13 protein-coding genes are annotated in these 17,060 nt (G+C 67.0%); 5 read left to right on the top strand and 8 right to left on the bottom strand.

The features are described 5' to 3' along the window. Positions 1 to 5: 5 nt before the first annotated feature. Complete coding sequence (gene sbcB / locus HBF26_RS13635) at positions 6 to 1,430, bottom strand: exodeoxyribonuclease I (RefSeq protein ID WP_167127494.1); 1,425 nt, start codon at positions 1,428 to 1,430, stop codon at positions 6 to 8. A gap of 59 nt (positions 1,431 to 1,489) precedes the next feature. On the opposite strand from sbcB, the gene orn reads away from it, so the two are divergent. From orn to HBF26_RS13615, 4 genes are all read left to right on the top strand, one after another. Then, positions 1,490 to 2,062, top strand: coding sequence for an oligoribonuclease (gene orn, locus HBF26_RS13630; RefSeq protein WP_167127491.1), 573 nt, complete (start codon positions 1,490 to 1,492; stop codon positions 2,060 to 2,062). Continuing rightward, on the top strand, positions 2,059 to 2,964 hold the full coding sequence (gene folP / locus HBF26_RS13625) for a dihydropteroate synthase (protein ID WP_167127488.1): 906 nt from the start codon (positions 2,059 to 2,061) through the stop codon (positions 2,962 to 2,964). Before orn ends, folP begins: the two co-directional genes overlap by 4 nt. A 196-nt stretch (positions 2,965 to 3,160) precedes the next feature. Further along, positions 3,161 to 4,564 (top strand): phosphoglucosamine mutase, encoded by a 1,404-nt coding sequence (gene glmM / locus HBF26_RS13620; RefSeq protein ID WP_167127485.1) that lies wholly within the window; start codon positions 3,161 to 3,163, stop codon positions 4,562 to 4,564. 67 nt (positions 4,565 to 4,631) lie between these two features. Next, complete coding sequence (locus tag HBF26_RS13615; RefSeq protein WP_167024013.1) at positions 4,632 to 5,567, top strand: isopenicillin N synthase family dioxygenase; 936 nt, start codon at positions 4,632 to 4,634, stop codon at positions 5,565 to 5,567. A gap of 340 nt (positions 5,568 to 5,907) precedes the next feature. Here HBF26_RS13615 and HBF26_RS13610 read toward each other — a convergent pair whose 3' ends face one another. The 5 genes from HBF26_RS13610 to HBF26_RS13590 all read right to left on the bottom strand — a co-directional run bounded on the left by HBF26_RS13610 (position 5,908) and on the right by HBF26_RS13590 (position 11,803). Next, the gene (locus tag HBF26_RS13610) at positions 5,908 to 6,804 is read right to left on the bottom strand and encodes a DMT family transporter (RefSeq protein WP_167127482.1); all 897 of its coding nucleotides are present in this window, start codon (positions 6,802 to 6,804) and stop codon (positions 5,908 to 5,910) included. Between the two features lie 198 nt (positions 6,805 to 7,002). Continuing rightward, positions 7,003 to 9,153, bottom strand: coding sequence for an AsmA family protein (locus tag HBF26_RS13605; protein ID WP_240151357.1), 2,151 nt, complete (start codon positions 9,151 to 9,153; stop codon positions 7,003 to 7,005). Positions 9,154 to 9,259: 106 nt separating this feature from the next. Continuing rightward, positions 9,260 to 10,018, bottom strand: a complete 759-nt coding sequence (locus HBF26_RS13600; protein ID WP_167127479.1) for a siderophore-interacting protein — start codon at positions 10,016 to 10,018, stop codon at positions 9,260 to 9,262. Next, positions 10,015 to 10,635 carry a PadR family transcriptional regulator gene (locus HBF26_RS13595; protein ID WP_167127476.1) on the bottom strand — a complete coding sequence of 207 codons (621 nt, stop codon included), beginning with the start codon at positions 10,633 to 10,635 and terminating at the stop codon, positions 10,015 to 10,017. The genes HBF26_RS13600 and HBF26_RS13595 overlap by 4 nt, the downstream gene beginning before the upstream one ends. Before the next feature lie 199 nt (positions 10,636 to 10,834). Next, positions 10,835 to 11,803, bottom strand: a complete 969-nt coding sequence (locus tag HBF26_RS13590) for a thioredoxin family protein (protein ID WP_167127474.1) — start codon at positions 11,801 to 11,803, stop codon at positions 10,835 to 10,837. 116 nt (positions 11,804 to 11,919) lie between these two features. Here HBF26_RS13590 and HBF26_RS13585 point away from each other — a divergent pair, with 116 nt between their 5' ends. Continuing rightward, entirely contained in the window at positions 11,920 to 13,437 is a 1,518-nt protein-coding gene (locus tag HBF26_RS13585) for a fumarate hydratase (protein WP_167127471.1), read from the top strand. Positions 13,438 to 13,605: 168 nt separating this feature from the next. Here HBF26_RS13585 and HBF26_RS13580 read toward each other — a convergent pair whose 3' ends face one another. Together HBF26_RS13580 and HBF26_RS13575 are read right to left on the bottom strand one after the other, a co-directional pair. Continuing rightward, on the bottom strand, positions 13,606 to 14,643 hold the full coding sequence (locus tag HBF26_RS13580; protein WP_167127469.1) for an acetate/propionate family kinase: 1,038 nt from the start codon (positions 14,641 to 14,643) through the stop codon (positions 13,606 to 13,608). After that, positions 14,640 to 17,006, bottom strand: coding sequence for a phosphoketolase family protein (locus HBF26_RS13575; protein WP_167127467.1), 2,367 nt, complete (start codon positions 17,004 to 17,006; stop codon positions 14,640 to 14,642). Before HBF26_RS13575 ends, HBF26_RS13580 begins: the two co-directional genes overlap by 4 nt. Between the last annotated feature and the right edge of the window lie 54 nt (positions 17,007 to 17,060).

Raw genomic sequence — 17,060 nt, 5'->3', positions numbered from 1 at the left:
GTCGGTCAGCGCAGTTCGCGGCCCCAGGCTTCCAGCTCGTCGAGCAGGGCGAGCGGGGCGCCCGGAAGGGCGCGCAGGGCGGCGAGTTCGTTGTCGTAGTCGTCGAGGGTGAGGGTGGTGAGGGGGCCGTGGCGGGTCAGGCGGTCCGTGCGGAAGGCTTCCCAGCGCTGCTGCTCTTCGAGGCTGAGCGTCTGCGGCCAGTTGCGTGCCCGGTAGCGGAACAGCAGTTCCGGATAGCGCGGATCGCGGAAAGGAAAGGCGCGGCTGCCCAGTTGCTCCGGCGGCGTGGCACGCACGTCGGCCAGCAGGCGGCGGTCGGCGTCGGGCAGGAAGCCACCGTAGAGCGCGAGTTCGGGATCTTCGGCCGGCGGCATGTCCCCGGCGCGCGCGTAGATCCGCCGCAGCTTCTCCGCAAGCCCGCTGGCATGCCGCAGCGCGCCCAGGTGCCGCTCCACAGCGTTCATGTCGAGGCCGAGCCGGGCATGGTCCACGTCCTTCAGTACCGACAACGGCGCCAGGGCCGGGGCGTGGTTCGCGCGGACGGTGCGCAGCGCGATGCGCTCCACGCCTTCCGGCAGATCGGCGCGCGAGGTGAAGACGCGATCCGCCACGTCCTCATCGTCCAGCGCCAGCAGATCGGCCGGATCGGCGGAGAGGTCGTAGACGATCACTTCCGCCGGACGCGAGGGGTGCGCGGCGAGCGGCACGATCACCGCGAGGCACTGCCGGCTGGCCGGGTAGCGCGAGGACACATGGACCACGGGCGTCATGGCCGCCACGTCGAGCAATTCGAACACCCGCTGCTTGCGGCGCAGGGCGAAATACCAGTCCCATAGCTTGGGCTGCCTGCCGCGGATCAGGCGGGCCAGGGCGATCAGGGCTTCGACGTCGGACAGCGCATCGTGCGCGCGCTCCTGCTTCAGGCCGTTGGCCGTGGCCAGGTGCTCCAGTTTGAAGCTGGGCGTGCCGTCTTCGCGCGTAGGCCAGACGATGCCTTCCGGCCGTAGCGCCTGGCACATGCGCACGAGGTCGATGAGGTCCCAGCGCGAATTGCCGTTCTCCCACTCCCGCCCATACGGATCGTAGAAATTGCGGTACAGCAGGTGACGGGTGAACTCGTCGTCGAAGCGAAGCGAGTTGTAGCCCACGGTGCAGGTGCCGGGGAGGGCGATCTGTTCGTGGATCGCGGCCGCGAAATCCGCTTCCCGAAGGCCCTCGCGCTCGGCCAGCTGCGGGGCGATGCCGGTGATCAGGCAGGCCGCCGGCTGCGGGGGCATGTCCCGCGGCGGCTTGCAGTAGATCATCAGCGGCTCGCCCACCACTTCCAGGTTGGCATCGGTGCGGATGCCGGCGAACTGGCTGGGACGGTCGCGGCGCGGGTCGGCACCGAAGGTTTCGTAGTCGTGCCAGAAGAATGTCGGTTCGGCCATCCCGCCATGTTCTCACGATACCCGGGCAGGTTAGACTCCCTTGACAGAAGGGAGTGCCCATGACGCCTGCGAACGACGACAACCTCATCTGGATCGATCTGGAAATGACCGGTCTGGACACCGACAACGATTCCATCCTCGAAATCGCCACCATCGTGACGGACAAGGATCTGAACGTGCTCGCCGAGGGGCCGGTCTTCGCCATATCGCACTCGGACGCCCGCCTGCAGCAGATGGATGCCTGGAACCGCAACCAGCACATGCGCTCGGGCCTGTGGGGCCGGGCCGTGGAGTCGGACACCTCGCCCGAACAGGCCGAGGAAGCCACCATCGCCTTCCTGCGCGAGTGGGTGCCCGTCGGCAAGTCGCCCATGTGCGGCAACTCCATCTGTCAGGACCGCCGCTTCATGCACCGCGAGATGCCGAAGCTCGAACGCTATTTCCACTACCGCAACCTGGACGTGTCCACGCTGAAGGAGCTCTCGCGGCGCTGGTCGCCGGAGATCGCCCGCGGGTTCGCGAAGGACTCGGCGCATACAGCGCTTTCCGATATCCGCGATTCCATCGACGAATTGCGCTATTACCGGCGTTTCATGGGCGCGATCGGCGGGCAGCAGCCGGGTTCGGCATGAATTTCGATCCGTTCGCCACGGTGCTGGACTGCAACGGCCGCTCGCTCGCCCTCGACCGTCCGCGCGTCGTCGGCATCGTCAACGCCACGCCCGACTCGTTCTCCGACGGCGGGCAGCACGCCTCGCTCGAAGCCGCCTATGCGCATGCGATGAGGCTGGCAGAAGAGGGAGCCGACATGCTCGACGTCGGCGGCGAATCCACGCGCCCGGGTGCCGAAGAGGTTCCGGTCGAAGAGGAGATCCGGCGGGTCGTTCCGCTCATCGAGCGCCTGGCGGCAGCCACCACCCTGCCGATCTCCGTCGACACGTCGAAGCCCGAGGTGATGCGGGCCGCTGTCGGCGCGGGCGCGGGCATGATCAACGACGTGTACGCGCTGCGCCGCGAAGGCGCGCTGGATGCCGCGGCCGAACTTCGCGTGCCGGTGTGCCTGGTGCACATGCTGGGCGAACCGCGCACGATGCAGCAGGCGCCCGAGTACGACGACGTGGTCGGCGAAGTCCATCGCTTCCTCACCGACCGCCTTTTCGCCTGCGAACTCGCCGGCATCGAGCGGCGACGGGTGCTGGTGGATCCGGGGCTGGGTTTCGGCAAGACGCTGGAACACAACCTCGCGCTGCTGCGCGCCACGGCGCGCTTCGCCGAGCTTGGCGCGGGGGCCTATGTGGGCGCCTCCCGCAAGGGCATGATCGGCACGCTCACGGGGCGGACCGAGCCGGCCGCCCGTGTCCACGGCTCCGTGGCGGCCGCCATGATCGCGGTGCAGCGCGGCGCGCTGATGGTTCGCGTCCACGACGTGGCCCCGACCGTCGACGCCCTGGCCGTCTGGGCCGCGGTGAAGGCGGGGGACACCGCCCCCCGCAACGACAAGCCGGCCATGCCCCGCTGGCCCGACGACGATTGAAATCCTTGTGTGGGAGCCGCTTCAGCGGCGATGGGTGCTCGCGCGACGTTGCCCGCTGCCGCGGGATCGCCGCTGAAGCGGCTCCCACAAGGCTGGCAATCGCACTTAGGCAGGCTAGCTAAGGCGTCGGACATATCCGGCCCGTTCACCGTGCCGGAGTATCCTCGGCGCACTCCGGAAGGAACGAATCAAGACCATGAGCGAACGCAAGTATTTCGGCACCGACGGCATCCGCGGGCATGTGGGCACCTATCCGATCAGTGCCGACTTCATCCTCCGCCTGGGCCGTGCCGCGGGTGCCGTGCTGGCGCGCAGGCGCGCCGCCGACCTTCGCGGTGCCGGCGCCGGCGTGGACCGCCGCGATCACACCCGCAAGGTCACGGTGGTGATCGGCAAGGACACCCGCGTGTCCGGTTACATGTTCGAATCCGCGCTGGAAGCCGGACTCGTCGCCTCCGGGGCGAACGTGCGCCTGCTCGGCCCGATGCCCACCCCCGGGGTGGCGTATCTCACCCGCTCCCTCCGCGCGGATGCGGGCATCGTCATCAGCGCCTCGCACAACCCGCACCAGGACAACGGCATCAAGTTCTTCTCCGGGCAGGGCGAGAAGCTGGACGACGCCCTGGAAGCCGAGATCGAGGCCGAACTCGACGCCGAATTCGCCACGGTGCCCTCCGAGGCGCTGGGCAAGGCCAGCCGCGTCGAGGACGCCGTGACGCGGTACGCCGAGTTCTGCAAGTCCACGGTGTCGGACGATTTCTCCCTCGCAGGCATGCGCCTCGTGCTGGACTGCGCCCATGGCGCCACCTATCAGGTCGCGCCCAAGGTCTTCCGCGACCTCGGCGCCGACGTGTCCACCATCGGCACCGAGCCGGACGGTCTCAACATCAACCGCGGCGTCGGTTCCACCGCTCCCGAGGCCCTGGCCCGCGCGGTGGTCGAGCGCGGCGCCGACCTCGGCATCGCCTTCGACGGCGACGGCGACCGCGTGCGGCTGGTGGACCGCGACGGCACCGTTACCGACGGCGACGACATGCTCTACGTGATCGCGCGCCACTGGAAGAAACGGGCCTCGCTTCCCGGGCCGGTGGTCGGCACGCTGATGAGCAACTACGGTCTCCAGCGCGCCCTGAAACAACTGGACATCCCGTTCGTGCGTGCCAACGTGGGCGACCGCTACGTGCTGCAGCAGCTCAAGGAATACGGCGGCGTGCTGGGCGGGGAAACCTCCGGCCACGTGCTGTGCCTGGACCGCTTCACTACCGGCGACGGTATCGTCGCGGCGCTGGCCCTGCTCGAAGTGTTGGCCGAGTCCGGCGAGACCTTCGCCGAGGCACGCGCGGGCCTGGTCAAACTGCCGCAGACGATGGTGAACGTCCGGGTCGAGGGCGCCAAGGCCGCGCTCGGCACGGAAACCGTCCGCCAGGCGCTGGCGGAGGTGGAAGCTGCCCTCGACGGGCGGGGTCGCGTGGTGCTGCGCGCCTCGGGCACGGAGCCCCTGGTGCGCGTGACCATCGAGGCCGCCGACGCGGCCGAAGTGGATCGGCTGGCGGGGCAGCTGGCCGACGCCGTAAAATCGGCGGCCCAGGCCGCGGCCTGAACCACCAGCGACGGGTTGCGGCGCGCCCCGCGCGCCTGCTCCGTCACGCCTCCCTGCAGGAAACGCCATGAAGAAGGTTCCCACCCTCGATATCCGCCGCTACGACACCGACCGCGAGGCCTTCGTGGCCGAGCTGGGCGCGGCCTATCGCGAATTCGGCTTCTGTTGCATCAGCGGCCATGGCATTCCGAAGGAAGCCATCGACGGCGCGTACGACGCTTTCCAGCGCTTCTTCGCGCTGCCGGACGAGGTGAAGCGCAAGTACCACGTTCCCGGTGGCGGCGGTGCGCGCGGGTATACGCCGTTCAAGGTGGAAACCGCTAAGGACAGCAAGTTCGCCGACCTGAAGGAGTTCTGGCACATCGGCCGCGAGATTCCGCGCGACTCGAAATTCGCCGACGTGATGCCGCCGAACGTGTGGCCCAGCGAAGTGCCCGATTTCAAGGAAAAGGGCTATGGCATCTACGAGGCGCTGGACCAGCTCGGCGCGCGCGTGCTGCGGGCGCTGGCCCTGCACATCGACCTGCCGGAGCACTTCTTCGACGACAAGATCGATTCGGGCAACTCCATCCTGCGTCCGATCCATTACCCGCCTATCGAGCAGGCCGACGTACCCAACGTGCGCGCCGGTGCGCACGAGGACATCAATTTCATCACGCTGCTGGTCGGCGCCAGTGCCGCGGGCCTCGAGGTGCTTACGCGCGAAGGCGAGTGGTTGCCGATCACCACCGAAGGCGATGCCATCGTGGTGAACATCGGCGACATGCTGCAGCGGCTCACGAACCACGTGTATCCGTCGACCACGCACCGCGTCACGAATCCGCAGGACGACAACGCCCGCAAGCCGCGCTACTCGGTGCCGTTCTTCCTGCACCCGAATCCCGATGTGGTGCTGGATGTGCTTCCGTCGTGCGTCACGCCGGACAATCCGAAGCGGTACCCCGAGCCGATCACGGCGCACGAGTACCTGCAGGAACGCCTGCGCGAAATCAAACTCATCTGACGCGCTTTTAGCGGGTTCTTCACCGGGAGGGTCGGAGCATCGACCCTCCCGGTTCCGTTTCCGGAGTTTCCCAGTGAATCCTTCCAGCCCGCCTTCGCGAGCCAGGCGCCCGTCGCCCGGCAAAAAGCCCGCCACCCGCTCCGCCGCCCAACGCGCCCGCCGCCAGCGCACGATGCGCGCCCGGGGTCGCGCCTGAGCTAAGAGTCGTCTCTGCAGGAGCCGCTCCCACACGGAGCAGCCTTGCTTTGTGTGGGAGCCGCTTCAGCGGCGATGGGTGCTCGCGGCGAGTTTGCCCGCTGCGCGGGATCGCCGGCATAGCCGGCTCCCACACAGAAGTTGGTCAGGGCGCGACCAGATCCGCCGGTTCCGCCTTCTCCCCGCGATGCAGCCAGGGATGCGCGAACACGGCGAGCAGGATGATCGTCACGCCCACATAAAACGTCCAGCCGAGTTCCCGCTGTTCCCCGAGTAACGGAATGGCGAGCACGATCGCGTAAACGGGTTCGAGGTTCGTCACCATCTGTGTCGCGAAGGCGGAGAGATGGCGCAGCGCCGCGAGGGCCAGCGCGAACGGCAGCAGCGTGCAGCCATAGGCCAGCACCAGCAACAGCGCACCGTCGTGGAGATCGGGCAGCGGAAACGCCGGGGACGCGAACAACGGCGCCAACAGGGTGAGAAAAAGCGTACCGCTGCCCAGTTCCACGCAGGTGACCGTGAGCGAATCGGCCCGGTCGACGAGCCGCTTGTTCAGCGCGCTGAAAAACGCCACGAACACCGCGGAAAGCACGCCCACGGCCAGGCCCAGGCGCATGTCGCCCGGAAGCCCGCCGGCCACGAGCGCCACGCCGGGAACCACGGCAGCGCCGATCAGGAGTTCGCGCGCATCGAAACGACGCCCGGCCACCCACGGTTCCACCAGGGCGAGGAAGGCGGGACACAGCGCGATGCAGGTGGCGGCGACGGATGCGTTCGCGAGCTTGATCGCGGCATAGAACGTGAGCCAGTGCAGCGACACCAGGACGCCGATACCCGCGTAGGCAACCAGCAGTCGCGGCGGCATGGCCCGCAGCCCGCGCCACACGCGCGGCACGCAGAGCAGGGTGGCCGACACCAGCAACATGCGCCACCACACCAGCGGCAACGCCGGCAAGGCGATGAGTTTGCCGAGAATGGCGGTGAAGCCCCAGAGCAGGACGCAGAAGTGGATATGCAGGTGGGCTTTGCGGGAAGGCGACATGCGGCGAAGCTTGCCCGAAGCGGCGCGGCTTGTGTACCGCCTGCGCGATCGGTCCGCGCTACTGTGGGGGCCGCTCTATGTGGGAGCCGCTTCAGCGGCGATGGGGGCTCGCGGCAAGATTGCCCGCTGCCGCGGGATCGCCGGCACAGCCGGCTCCCACACAGGCTCTCAGATGGGAAAGCTCTCTCAAGGCAAGCGTCAGCCCCGGCTCTTGCCGGCCGGCGGCGCCTTCGGCGGGTTCTTGCGCAGGTCGTCGAGCAGCGGCTTGCATTGCGTGGCGTCGGCCTTGCCGCTCTCCGGAACCGCCAGCGGGGCGAGCGCCGCGATGGGTGCCGCGAACACGGCCAGCGCCACCGCGCCGCCGCCGCGCAGGATCAACGGCCCGGCATGCACACCGACGGAGGGGTTCTTCATCGTCCCGTGGACGTACAACGGCGAGCGCAGCGAGAAGATGCGGAAGCCCTTGGTGTGCGGAACGATGTCCAGGTTGAGCTTCTCGCTGCGGAAGTCGATGTCGCCGTTCACGTTGATCAGCGCCTTTTCCGTGTCGAACGCGAACAGCTTCGACTCCATTACGCCGTTGGTGGTCACGAGATCCGCCGCCATGCAGTTGATCTTCACCACCTCGTCGCCGAACAGCTTGTTCACCGCGTAGCTGCCCACGTTGAGGCCTGCCAGTTCCAGCAGCGAACTGCTGATCGCGCCGTCGTTGATCAGCAGCTTTACTTCGCCATTCGAACTGCCGAGCAGCGCCGCGGGCGAGTTGCCCACGGCAGTGAGCGACGCATCGCCGTTCAGTTCGCCGAAGCTCGTCTGCATCGGCTCGAAGGTGGGGAACAGTTCCTTCAGTTTCAGGTGACGCGCGCCGAGATTGAAACCGCCTTTCATCGGGGTTTTCGAGCCGTCCAGGCGGATGTTGCTTCCGACCGTGCCGCCGGCCACACCGAACTTCAGGGGGTCGAGGGTGAGCACCGCGTCCTTCATGATCAGGTGCGTCGACAGGTTGTCGATCGGCAACCGTTCCCCGTGGACGATCTTCACGCCGGTGAAGCGCACATCCGCGTCCATGGCGTCCCAGCGGTCTGTCTTGAACGGTTCCACCGGCAGCACCTTGTCGGGCGGCTGCCGGGTGACGTCGCCGCGCTCGGCCTTCTCTTCGTTGGAGCCGCCGCCGACGAGCGGTGCGAGGTCGCTGAAAAGCAACCGGTTCGACTTCAGCGTGCCGGTGAGGCTCGGGCGCTGGCCATGCGTGTCGAAGACGAGGCTGCCGCCGAGGTCACTGCCGCCGACGCGCCCGGTGAAGTTCTCGTAGGTATAGACGCTGGCGCCCTTTTTCAGGTTCGCCTTGAGGTGGCCCTCGGTAGCGAACGGCGGCGTGTCGGGCAGAGTGACGCCCGTGAGGTCGTAGAGATGCGACATGCTCGTGCCGGAGAACCAGAGGCGAACGTCGAGCGCACCCATGTTCAGCGGGTCGGTAAGCGTGCCGACGAAAGCAATGTGCGTGTCGCCGAAGCGGGCGTCGGCCTGCACGGGGAACGGGCGGCCCGCATCGCGCAGCGCCAGCACGCCGCCTGTGCGGGCCTTGGCCGCTACGGTGGATTTCTTGTAAGTGCCCTTGGCATCCCAGGCGAAGTAGTACACCTGCTTCTTCTTGGTCTCGTCCTTGCGGTCGTTCTCGTCCGCGTCGCTCTTCGCGAGGGCCTTAGCGCTGGCCCCGGTGATCTTCTTCGCCTGAGCGCGTGCGTCCTTCTCCTGTTCGGCCATGATCTGATCGAACGGAATGCCCTTGCCCAGCGGCGTCACGTCGATGCCCATGGCGATCTGGGTCATCGCATCGGTGAGGTCGATGTGCCCTTTATCGAAGGCGATGGCGTTGAGTTCGAGCTGCCAGTCGGAGGGGCCGGTGCTTTCCGGAAGCTTGAACGTCCAGGTGTTGTCGCCGTTCTTCTGCCGTTGCAGCGCCACATGCGGCTGGCCCAGGCGAATCTCGGGTACCACGATGCGATGGGCGATCAAGGGAAAGGGCGAAAGCCGGAACTGGATCGAATCCAGCGTGGCGAAATGCTTGTCCTTGGCCCAGTCCGGATTTGCCACCGTGATGTCGCGCGCTGTGAAGTGCGGCCACGGGATCAGCCCGACCAGGCCACCTTCGCCCGGCTCGCGCGACCACTGCGCCGAAAGGTCGCCGTTGATCGCGAACGGCCGACCGATGGCTTCCGACACCTTCTCGTTGATGGTGGGCTTCAGCCGGTTCCAGTCGAAGAACGCGATGAACAACACGATCGCCACGATCAGCAGGACAAGGATGCCGAGGACCCAAGCCAGTATTTTCCTGCCACGCCGCATCATGTCGCCTCCGTCCGAGTCGCCCTAGGGGTATCGTGAACGGCGGCAAGGTTATGTGTTCATGACAACGGCCGCATTAAGGGACGTGCAGGAATCGTGATGCGCGCTCCTACAGGGCGTCTGCCTGCCAGTAGCCCGTGGCCTTTACCCAGTCCTTGTCGATGCCGCGTTGCTCCACGAGCAGCGAACGAAGCGCACGGGCACGCGAGGATTCGACCGCCACCCACCAGAAGGTGTCGCCTTCGGGGATGGGAAGCGAGGCGAGCGCCTCGTCCAGCCCCGGGGAGGTGCCGGTGACGAACCACTGCGCGTCACGGGCGAGCGCCTGGCGGTCGTCGAGCGAGGGAACCTCGACGAGCACGGTGGCCTTCGCGTCCGGCCTCATCTGCTCCAGCCAGCGGCCGATGGCGGGCAGGGCGGTGGCGTCCCCCACGAGCACGTAATGATCGTAGTCGTCGGGAACCACCATCGAGCCACGCGGACCGCCGACGCCGAGCATGTCGCCGGGCTTTGCGCGTTCCGCCCAGCTCGACGCCGGACCCTCCCCGTGCAGTACGAAGTCGATATCCAGTTCCCCCGCTGCCGCGTCGTACCGGCGCGGAGTGTAGTCGCGCGAGGGGGAGGGCTCGACGCCCTCCGGATAAACGGGGCCTTCGGGGCCCAGGGTCGGCAGGTTGAGCGCGCCGTCCGCCACGGGAAAGAACACTTTCACGTGGTCGTCCGGCGCGGCCGACACGAAGCCGTCGAGATCCGGGCCCACCAGGGTCACGCGAACCATGTGCGGCGTGAGTTGCCGCACGCGCGACACCTGGAGCCGGCGCATCCTCAACGCATGGCGCACGCGCACAATCGCGTGACGTTCGGTCATGCCTCGCGCTCCGCGACGGCACGCGCCGTGGCCTCGATGAGTTTTGCGACGCGCCGCACCTCGTCGTCGTCCCAGCCCTTGTGGTGGTTCATCAACTGGTGCTTGAGCACGTGCATGGCCTCGCGGATGGGGTTGGGCACGCTCATCCGGCGCATGTGGCGCGACATCACCTGCAGGCGCTCCGTCAGCGCATCCAGGCTGTCACGGTTTTCTTCGAGGAACGCGTGTCCGGCCTCGGTGATGGCGTAGAGCTTCTTGCCGCCGGTTTCGGCCTCGACGCGGGCATAGCCCAGTTCCTCGAGCATGGTGAGGGTGGGGTAGATGGCGCCGGGGCTGGGGCTGTACTGACCCTCGAACATCTCTTCGATGGTGCGGATCAATTCGTAACCGTGCCGGGGCTGTTCCTCGATCAGCGCGAGGAGAAGGAGGCGCAGGTCGCCGCTGCCGAACATACGACCGCCGAACCGGCCGCCGCCGCGGCCACCGCGCATGCCCTCACGATCGTCAAAGCCGAACGGCCCGCCGCCGAAGCGGCCACCGCCCCGGCCGATGGCGTGCAGCTGTTCGTCGTGGAACCGGCGGTGGGCGTGGTGATGGTGGTGGTGGAAGAAGTGCATGGGTGTTCTCCGATATATCGTACGTAGTGGTCGTACGATATATCTTAAGAAACACTCTTGCAAGACCTGCCGGCACCCTGACGTTTCGGGAGCCGCCTTGTGTGGGAGCCGGCTTTGCCGGCGATCCCGCGGCAGCGGGCAAGCCTGTCGCGAGCACCCATCGCCGCTGAAGCGGCTCCCACACAAAGCCTTGGGATCCTTACCCGAACGTGAAGGTAAACGCGTGGAAATTCGCCTTCGGGACGCGGATCGTCAGCACGTGGTCCTTGTAGTCCTCGCCGCTGTAGAGCGTGTAGAGCATCGATTTCTGCACGGTCACGGGCGCCTGGGGCTTGCCGTCGACCAGCACTTCGAGGGTGACCGGGTCGTTGGCGCTGGCCACGATGTGCACCTTCTTCGCCTTGAAGTGCAGACGGATCTCGCCGCTGGGCCCGACCAGGCTCGCGTTCTGGCGGCCGATTTCCCAGCGGCCCACGAGGGCGAAGCGATTGAGGTCGAGTCGGGACGGCGCGGTGAAATCACGGGTTCCGGTGCGGTCGCCGCCCGCGCTGGCATTGTTCTGGCTGCGGTCGGCGCCGAAATACATCTCCGGCGAGCCCAGTTGGGTGAAGTCGGGGGCGTCCTTGTCCGCGGTCGCGGCGTCCGTCAGTCGCGGAAGGCCCAGCAGGGTGCGGATGGCGTTCTCCATTTCCAGGTAATTTCCCTCGCCGAAGTGGTGGGCGATGACGTTGCCGCGCTGGTCCACGAGGTATTCCGCCGGCCAGTACTGGTTGCGCCAGGCGTCCCAGGTGGCCAGATCGTTGTCCTGCGCCACCGGGTAATGGATGCCGTAGCGCGCGATGGCGTCGCGGACGTTCCCCTCCTGCTTCTCGAACGGGAATTCCGGCGAATGCACGCCCACGACCACCAGGCCCTTGTCCTTGTACTGGTCGTACCAGCGGGTGACGTGCGGCAGGGTGCGCAGGCAGTTGATGCAGGAATACGCCCAGAAATCGATCAGGACCACCTTGCCGCGCAACTGGCGCATGGTCAGCGGCTTGGAGTTGTGCCAGGCGGCGATGTCGGCGAACTCCGGCGCGGTCTGGGCGGCGGCTGCCGGCCGCACCACGCCCAGCGCCGTGAGGGCGAGGACGCAGGCGAGAAGGGCGTGACGGAACGGGTGGCGCATGGAAACTCCGTGTTCTCGGGGGTATGGAAACAAGACCGGCCGTGGCACCGGCACCTTACATCGGCCCGGTGCGCTAAAATTGACGTTTGCCAGCCCCGCGAGCCAGCCGTAGCGCCATGACCTCGATCAAGCAGGACGACCTCATCACCAGCGTCGCCGACGCCCTCCAGTACATCTCGTACTACCACCCGGTGGACTACATCCGGAACCTCTCCGCCGCCTACGAGCGCGAGGAATCCCCGGCCGCGAAGGACGCCATCGCGCAGATCCTCATCAACTCGCGCATGTGCGCGGAAGGTCACCGTCCCATCTGCCAGGACACCGGCATCGTGACCGTCTTCCTGAAGATCGGCATGAACGTACGCTGGGACGATGCCACCATGGGCGTCGAAGACATGGTGAACGAAGGTGTGCGCCGGGCCTACAACCACCCGGACAACAAGCTGCGCGCCTCGGTGCTGGCCGATCCGGCGGGCAAGCGCATGAACACGCGAGACAACACGCCCGCGGTGGTCAATGTCTCCATCGTGCCGGGCGACAAGGTCGATGTGATCGTCGCTGCCAAGGGCGGCGGTTCGGAAGCGAAGTCGAAGTTCGCCATGCTCAACCCGTCCGACTCCATCGTGGACTGGGTGCTGAAGACCGTGCCGACCATGGGCGCCGGCTGGTGCCCGCCGGGCATGCTCGGCATCGGCATCGGCGGCACGGCCGAGAAGGCCATGCTGCTGGCGAAGGAAGCACTGATGGAGCCCATCGACATCGTGGACCTCATCGCGCGCGGCCCGTCGAACCGCGCCGAGGAACTGCGCCTGGAACTCTACGAGAAGGTGAACGCGCTCGGCATCGGTGCGCAGGGCCTGGGCGGTCTGACCACCGTGCTCGACATCAAGGTGAAGGATTACCCGACCCACGCCGCCAATCTCCCCGTGGCGATGATCCCCAACTGCGCCGCCACGCGTCATGCGCACTTCGTGCTCGACGGCTCCGGCCCGGTCGCGCTCGATCCGCCCTCGCTGGAAGACTGGCCGAAGCTCACCTACGACGCCTCCAAGGGGCGTCGCGTGAACCTCGACACGATCACGCGCGAGGAAGTGCAAGCCTGGAAGCCGGGCGAGACGATCCTGCTCAACGGCAAGCTGCTCACGGGCCGCGATGCCGCGCACAAGCGCATGATCGACATGTTGAACCGCGGCGAGACACTGCCGGTGGACTTCACCAACCGCTTCATCTACTACGTCGGCCCGGTGGACCCGGTGCGCGACGAGGTGGTGGGTCCGGCGGGCCCGACCACGGCCACGCGCATGGACAAGTTCACCCGGCAGATGCTGGAGTCCACCGGCCTGCTGGGCATGGTGGGCAAGTCCGAGCGCGGCCCGGCGGCCATCGATGCCATTCGCGACAACAAGGCCGTGTACCTCATGGCGGTGGGCGGGTCGGCGTACCTCGTATCGAAGGCGATCAAGGCCTCGCGCGTGCTGGCGTTCGAAGACCTCGGCATGGAAGCGATCTACGAATTCGAGGTGAAGGACATGCCCGTGACCGTGGCGGTGGACAGCGCCGGCACCTCGGTGCACGAAACCGGGCCGAAGGAATGGCGCTCGAAGATCGGGAAGATTCCGGTCGTCGTTGTCTGATCGCCCAGAGCTAGTGGCTTTGTGTGGGAGCCGCTTCAGCGGCGATGGGTGCTCGCGGCAAGATTGCCCGCTGCCGCGGGATCGCCGCTGAAGCGGCTCCCACAGAAGCGGCTCCCACAGAAGCGGCTGCCATGAAGCGGCTGCCATGAAGCGGCGCCCGACAAGCGGTCAGGGTGCGAGAGCGAGGCGCCACGTGTGCCTCGCGATCTGCTCGTCCTCTTCCGTGCGCATCGTGCGCACGTCGAAGGCCCCCATCCAGCGCAATCCGTCCACGATCGCGTCGCGCGTCACGGCATCGTTCTCCCCGATGCCGCCCGTGAACACCAGCAGGTCCATTCCGCCCAGCGAGGTCGCCATCGCCGCCACGTGCTTCCTTGCCACATGCACGAACACGTCTTGCGCAAGATGCGAAGCCTCGTTGTCCATCGCATGCAGCTTGCGCATGTCGCTGGTGCCTCCTGAAAGGCCTTTCAGTCCGGATTCGCGATCCACCAGCGTTTCCAGCCGCTTCACGTCGTAACCGCGTTCGCGCATCAGGTACAGCAACACGCCCGGATCGAGGTCGCCGGGGCGCGTGCCCATGACGATGCCGCCGGTTGGCGTGAGGCCCATCGTCGTATCCACCGATTTGCCCGCGTGCACCGCGCAAAGGCTGGCGCCATTGCCCAGGTGCGCGATCACCATGCGCTCCGGTATCGCCTTGCCCAGCTGCCGGACGATGGACTCGTACGAGAGGCCGTGGAACCCGTAACGCTCGATGCCGCCGCGACGGAGATCCTCGGGAAGGGGCAGGGTCCTGGCGACGGCGGGCAGGGTGGCGTGGAACGCCGTGTCGAAGCACGCCACCTGCGGCACCCGCGGGAAGGCGCGTTGCGCGTGCTTCACGATATCCACGGCAATGGGCACATGCAGCGGCGCGAATGCCTTTGCCTCATCCAGGTGCTTCATGAGGCTCTGGTCGATGAGCGCATGTGCGCGCACGTTCGGGCCGCCGTGCACGAGGCGATGGCCGATGGCGTCCGGCACCGGAAGCGAGCGCTCGCGCAGCGCCGCCACGATGGCTCCGACCGGGTCCTCTCCCGCGTGGCCGGCTTCCGTCTGCGCGGCCAGCCTTTCCTCGCAGCGGTCGCCTTCGACGTGGTAGAGCCCGTACTTCAACGACGACGAGCCGGCGTTGAGCGCCAGCACGTGACCCGACGCCGTCATGCGGCGTCCTCGGCCTTCCACTGCCAGTTGCGCACGTCGGGCAGATCCTGACCATGCTCGCTCACGTAGAGCTTGTGCCGCTCAATGTCGGCCCAGTAGCGCTGCTCGGCCTTCGCGCGTTCGCCCGCGAAACGGGGGATGCGGTTGATGGCGTCGAGCGCGAGCTGGAAGCGGTCCATGTTGTTCAGCACCATCATGTCCAGCGCGGTGGTGGTCGTGCCTTCTTCCTTGTAGCCGCGCACGTGGATGTTGTCGTGGTTGTGGCGGCGGTAGGTGAGCTTGTGCACGATGCCGGGGTAGCCGTGAAAGGCGAAGATTACCGGGCGGTCCTTGGTGAACAGGTCGTCGAAGCGATCGTCGTCCATGCCGTGCGGGTGCTCTTCCGGTGGCTCCAGCGTCATCAGGTCCACCACGTTCACCACGCGGATGCGGATATCCGGCACGTACTCGCGCAGGAGCATCACAGCGGCCAGCGTTTCCACGGTGGGTGCGTCGCCTGCGCAGGCCATCACCACGTCCGGATCGTCGCCGCCCCGGCCCGCCCACTCCCAGATCCCCGCGCCCGCGGCGCAGTGGCGCGTGGCGCTTTCCATGTCCAGCCACTGCCAGTCCGGCTGCTTGCCCGCGACGATCACGTTCACGTAGTGGCGGCTGCGCAGGCAATGGTCGGCCACCGAGAGCAGGCAGTTGGCATCCGGCGGCAGATAGATGCGCACGATCTCGGACTTCTTGTTGGCCACGTGGTCGATGAAGCCAGGGTCCTGGTGCGAGAAGCCGTTGTGGTCCTGATGCCACACGTGCGAGCTGAGCAGGTAGTTCAGCGACGCGATGGGCGGGCGCCACGACATCTTCCGCGTCACCTTCAGCCACTTGGCGTGCTGGTTGAACATCGAGTCGATGATGTGGATGAAGGCTTCGTAGCAGGAGAAGAAGCCGTGTCGGCCGGTGAGCAGGTAACCCTCCAGCCAGCCCTGGCACTGGTGCTCGCTCAGCACTTCCATCACGCGCCCGGCCGGCGAGAGGTCTTCGTCCACGGCTTCCGTGCGTGCCAGCCAGGTCTTGCCGCTGGCCTCGTACACGGCCTGGAGACGGTTCGACGCCGTTTCGTCCGGGCCGAAGAGGCGGAAGGTTTCCATGTTCTGCCGCATCACTTCGCGCAGGAAGCGGCCCAGCACCCGGGTGGCTTCTGCCTTGTGGTCGCCGGGCGAAGTCACTTCCTCGGCGAAATCGCAGTAATGCGGCATGTGCAACTGCTTCAGCAGCAGCCCGCCGTTCGCGTGCGGGTTCATGCCCATGCGCCGGCGCCCCTTCGGCGCCAGCGAGGCGAATTCCTCGCGGAAGCGTCCGCTCTCGTCGAACAGTTCTTCCGGATCGTAGCTCTTCATCCAGCGCTCGAGGATGGCCACGTGCTCGTCGCTGTCGAAGTTGGCGATGGGCACCTGATGCGCACGCCAGGTGCCTTCCACCGGCTTGCCGTCCACTTCCTTCGGACCCGTCCAGCCCTTGGGGCTTCGGAACACGATCATCGGCCAGCGCGGCCGCGAGGCCTGCTCGGCAGTGCCCTCGCGCGCCGCCTTCTGGATACGCGCGATGTCGTCGAGGCAACGGTCGAGCGCGGCGGCGAACGCCTGGTGCATGGGTTCGAACTCGTGCCCCTCGACGAAGTGCGGCTCGTAGCCGTAGCCGCGCATGAGGTCGCGCAGCTCTTCCGGCTCGATGCGGGCGAGCACGGTGGGATTGGCGATCTTGAAGCCGTTGAGGTGCAGGATGGGCAGCACGGCGCCGTCGCGTTCCGGGTTGAGGAACTTGTTCGAATGCCAGCTCGTGGCCAGTGCACCGGTTTCCGCCTCGCCGTCGCCCACGATGCAGGCCACCACCAGATCGGGATTGTCGAACGCCGCGCCGAAGGCATGCGACAGCGAATAACCCAGTTCGCCGCCTTCGTGGATGGAGCCGGGGGTTTCCGGGGCCACATGGCTCGGGATGCCGTAAGGCCACGAGAACTGGCGGAACAGTTCGCGCATGCCGGCGACGCTGCGATCGATGTGCGGGTACACCTCGGTATACGAGCCTTCGAGATAGGTGTGCGCCACCGCGCCGGGGCCGCCGTGGCCCGGACCCATCACGTAGATCATGTCGAGGTCGCGCTCGACGATCGCGCGGTTGAGATGGGTGTAGATGAAGTTCAGGCCGGTGGTGGTGCCCCAGTGCCCGAGCAGGCGATGCTTGATGTGCTCGCGGCGTAGCGGTTCTTCGAGCAGCGGGTTGTCGCGAAGGTAGATCTGCCCGACGGTGAGGTAGTTGGCGGCGCGCCAATAGGCGTGCATGCGGCGAAGGAGGTCGGGCGCGAGTGTCTCTGACATGGGGAGCTTCCAGGCGACAGGGTCGCCCTTCAGGGTAGAACGTCGGGGACTTGG

Origin of the sequence: Luteibacter jiangsuensis (genome assembly GCF_011742555.1) — a bacterium.
Taxonomy (GTDB): Bacteria; Pseudomonadota; Gammaproteobacteria; order Xanthomonadales; family Rhodanobacteraceae; genus Luteibacter; species Luteibacter jiangsuensis.
Note: the sequence above shows the minus strand (reverse complement) of the source record. Positions and strands in the feature narration are given on the sequence as shown.

Bases quoted from the DNA above. Each gene is read 5' to 3' on its own strand.
- HBF26_RS13575 (WP_167127467.1), bottom strand. From the start codon at position 17,006: ATGTCAGAGACACTCGCGCCCGACCTCCTTCGCCGCATGCACGCCTAT.
- HBF26_RS13600 (WP_167127479.1), bottom strand. From the start codon at position 10,018: ATGACCGAACGTCACGCGATTGTGCGCGTGCGCCATGCGTTGAGGATG.
- HBF26_RS13605 (WP_240151357.1), bottom strand. From the start codon at position 9,153: ATGATGCGGCGTGGCAGGAAAATACTGGCTTGGGTCCTCGGCATCCTT.
- HBF26_RS13590 (WP_167127474.1), bottom strand. From the start codon at position 11,803: ATGCGCCACCCGTTCCGTCACGCCCTTCTCGCCTGCGTCCTCGCCCTC.
- HBF26_RS13585 (WP_167127471.1), top strand. From the start codon at position 11,920: ATGACCTCGATCAAGCAGGACGACCTCATCACCAGCGTCGCCGACGCC.
- HBF26_RS13615 (WP_167024013.1), top strand. From the start codon at position 4,632: ATGAAGAAGGTTCCCACCCTCGATATCCGCCGCTACGACACCGACCGC.
- HBF26_RS13595 (WP_167127476.1), bottom strand. From the start codon at position 10,635: ATGCACTTCTTCCACCACCACCATCACCACGCCCACCGCCGGTTCCAC.
- sbcB (WP_167127494.1), bottom strand. From the start codon at position 1,430: ATGGCCGAACCGACATTCTTCTGGCACGACTACGAAACCTTCGGTGCC.
- orn (WP_167127491.1), top strand. From the start codon at position 1,490: ATGACGCCTGCGAACGACGACAACCTCATCTGGATCGATCTGGAAATG.
- glmM (WP_167127485.1), top strand. From the start codon at position 3,161: ATGAGCGAACGCAAGTATTTCGGCACCGACGGCATCCGCGGGCATGTG.
- HBF26_RS13610 (WP_167127482.1), bottom strand. From the start codon at position 6,804: ATGTCGCCTTCCCGCAAAGCCCACCTGCATATCCACTTCTGCGTCCTG.
- folP (WP_167127488.1), top strand. From the start codon at position 2,059: ATGAATTTCGATCCGTTCGCCACGGTGCTGGACTGCAACGGCCGCTCG.
- HBF26_RS13580 (WP_167127469.1), bottom strand. From the start codon at position 14,643: ATGACGGCGTCGGGTCACGTGCTGGCGCTCAACGCCGGCTCGTCGTCG.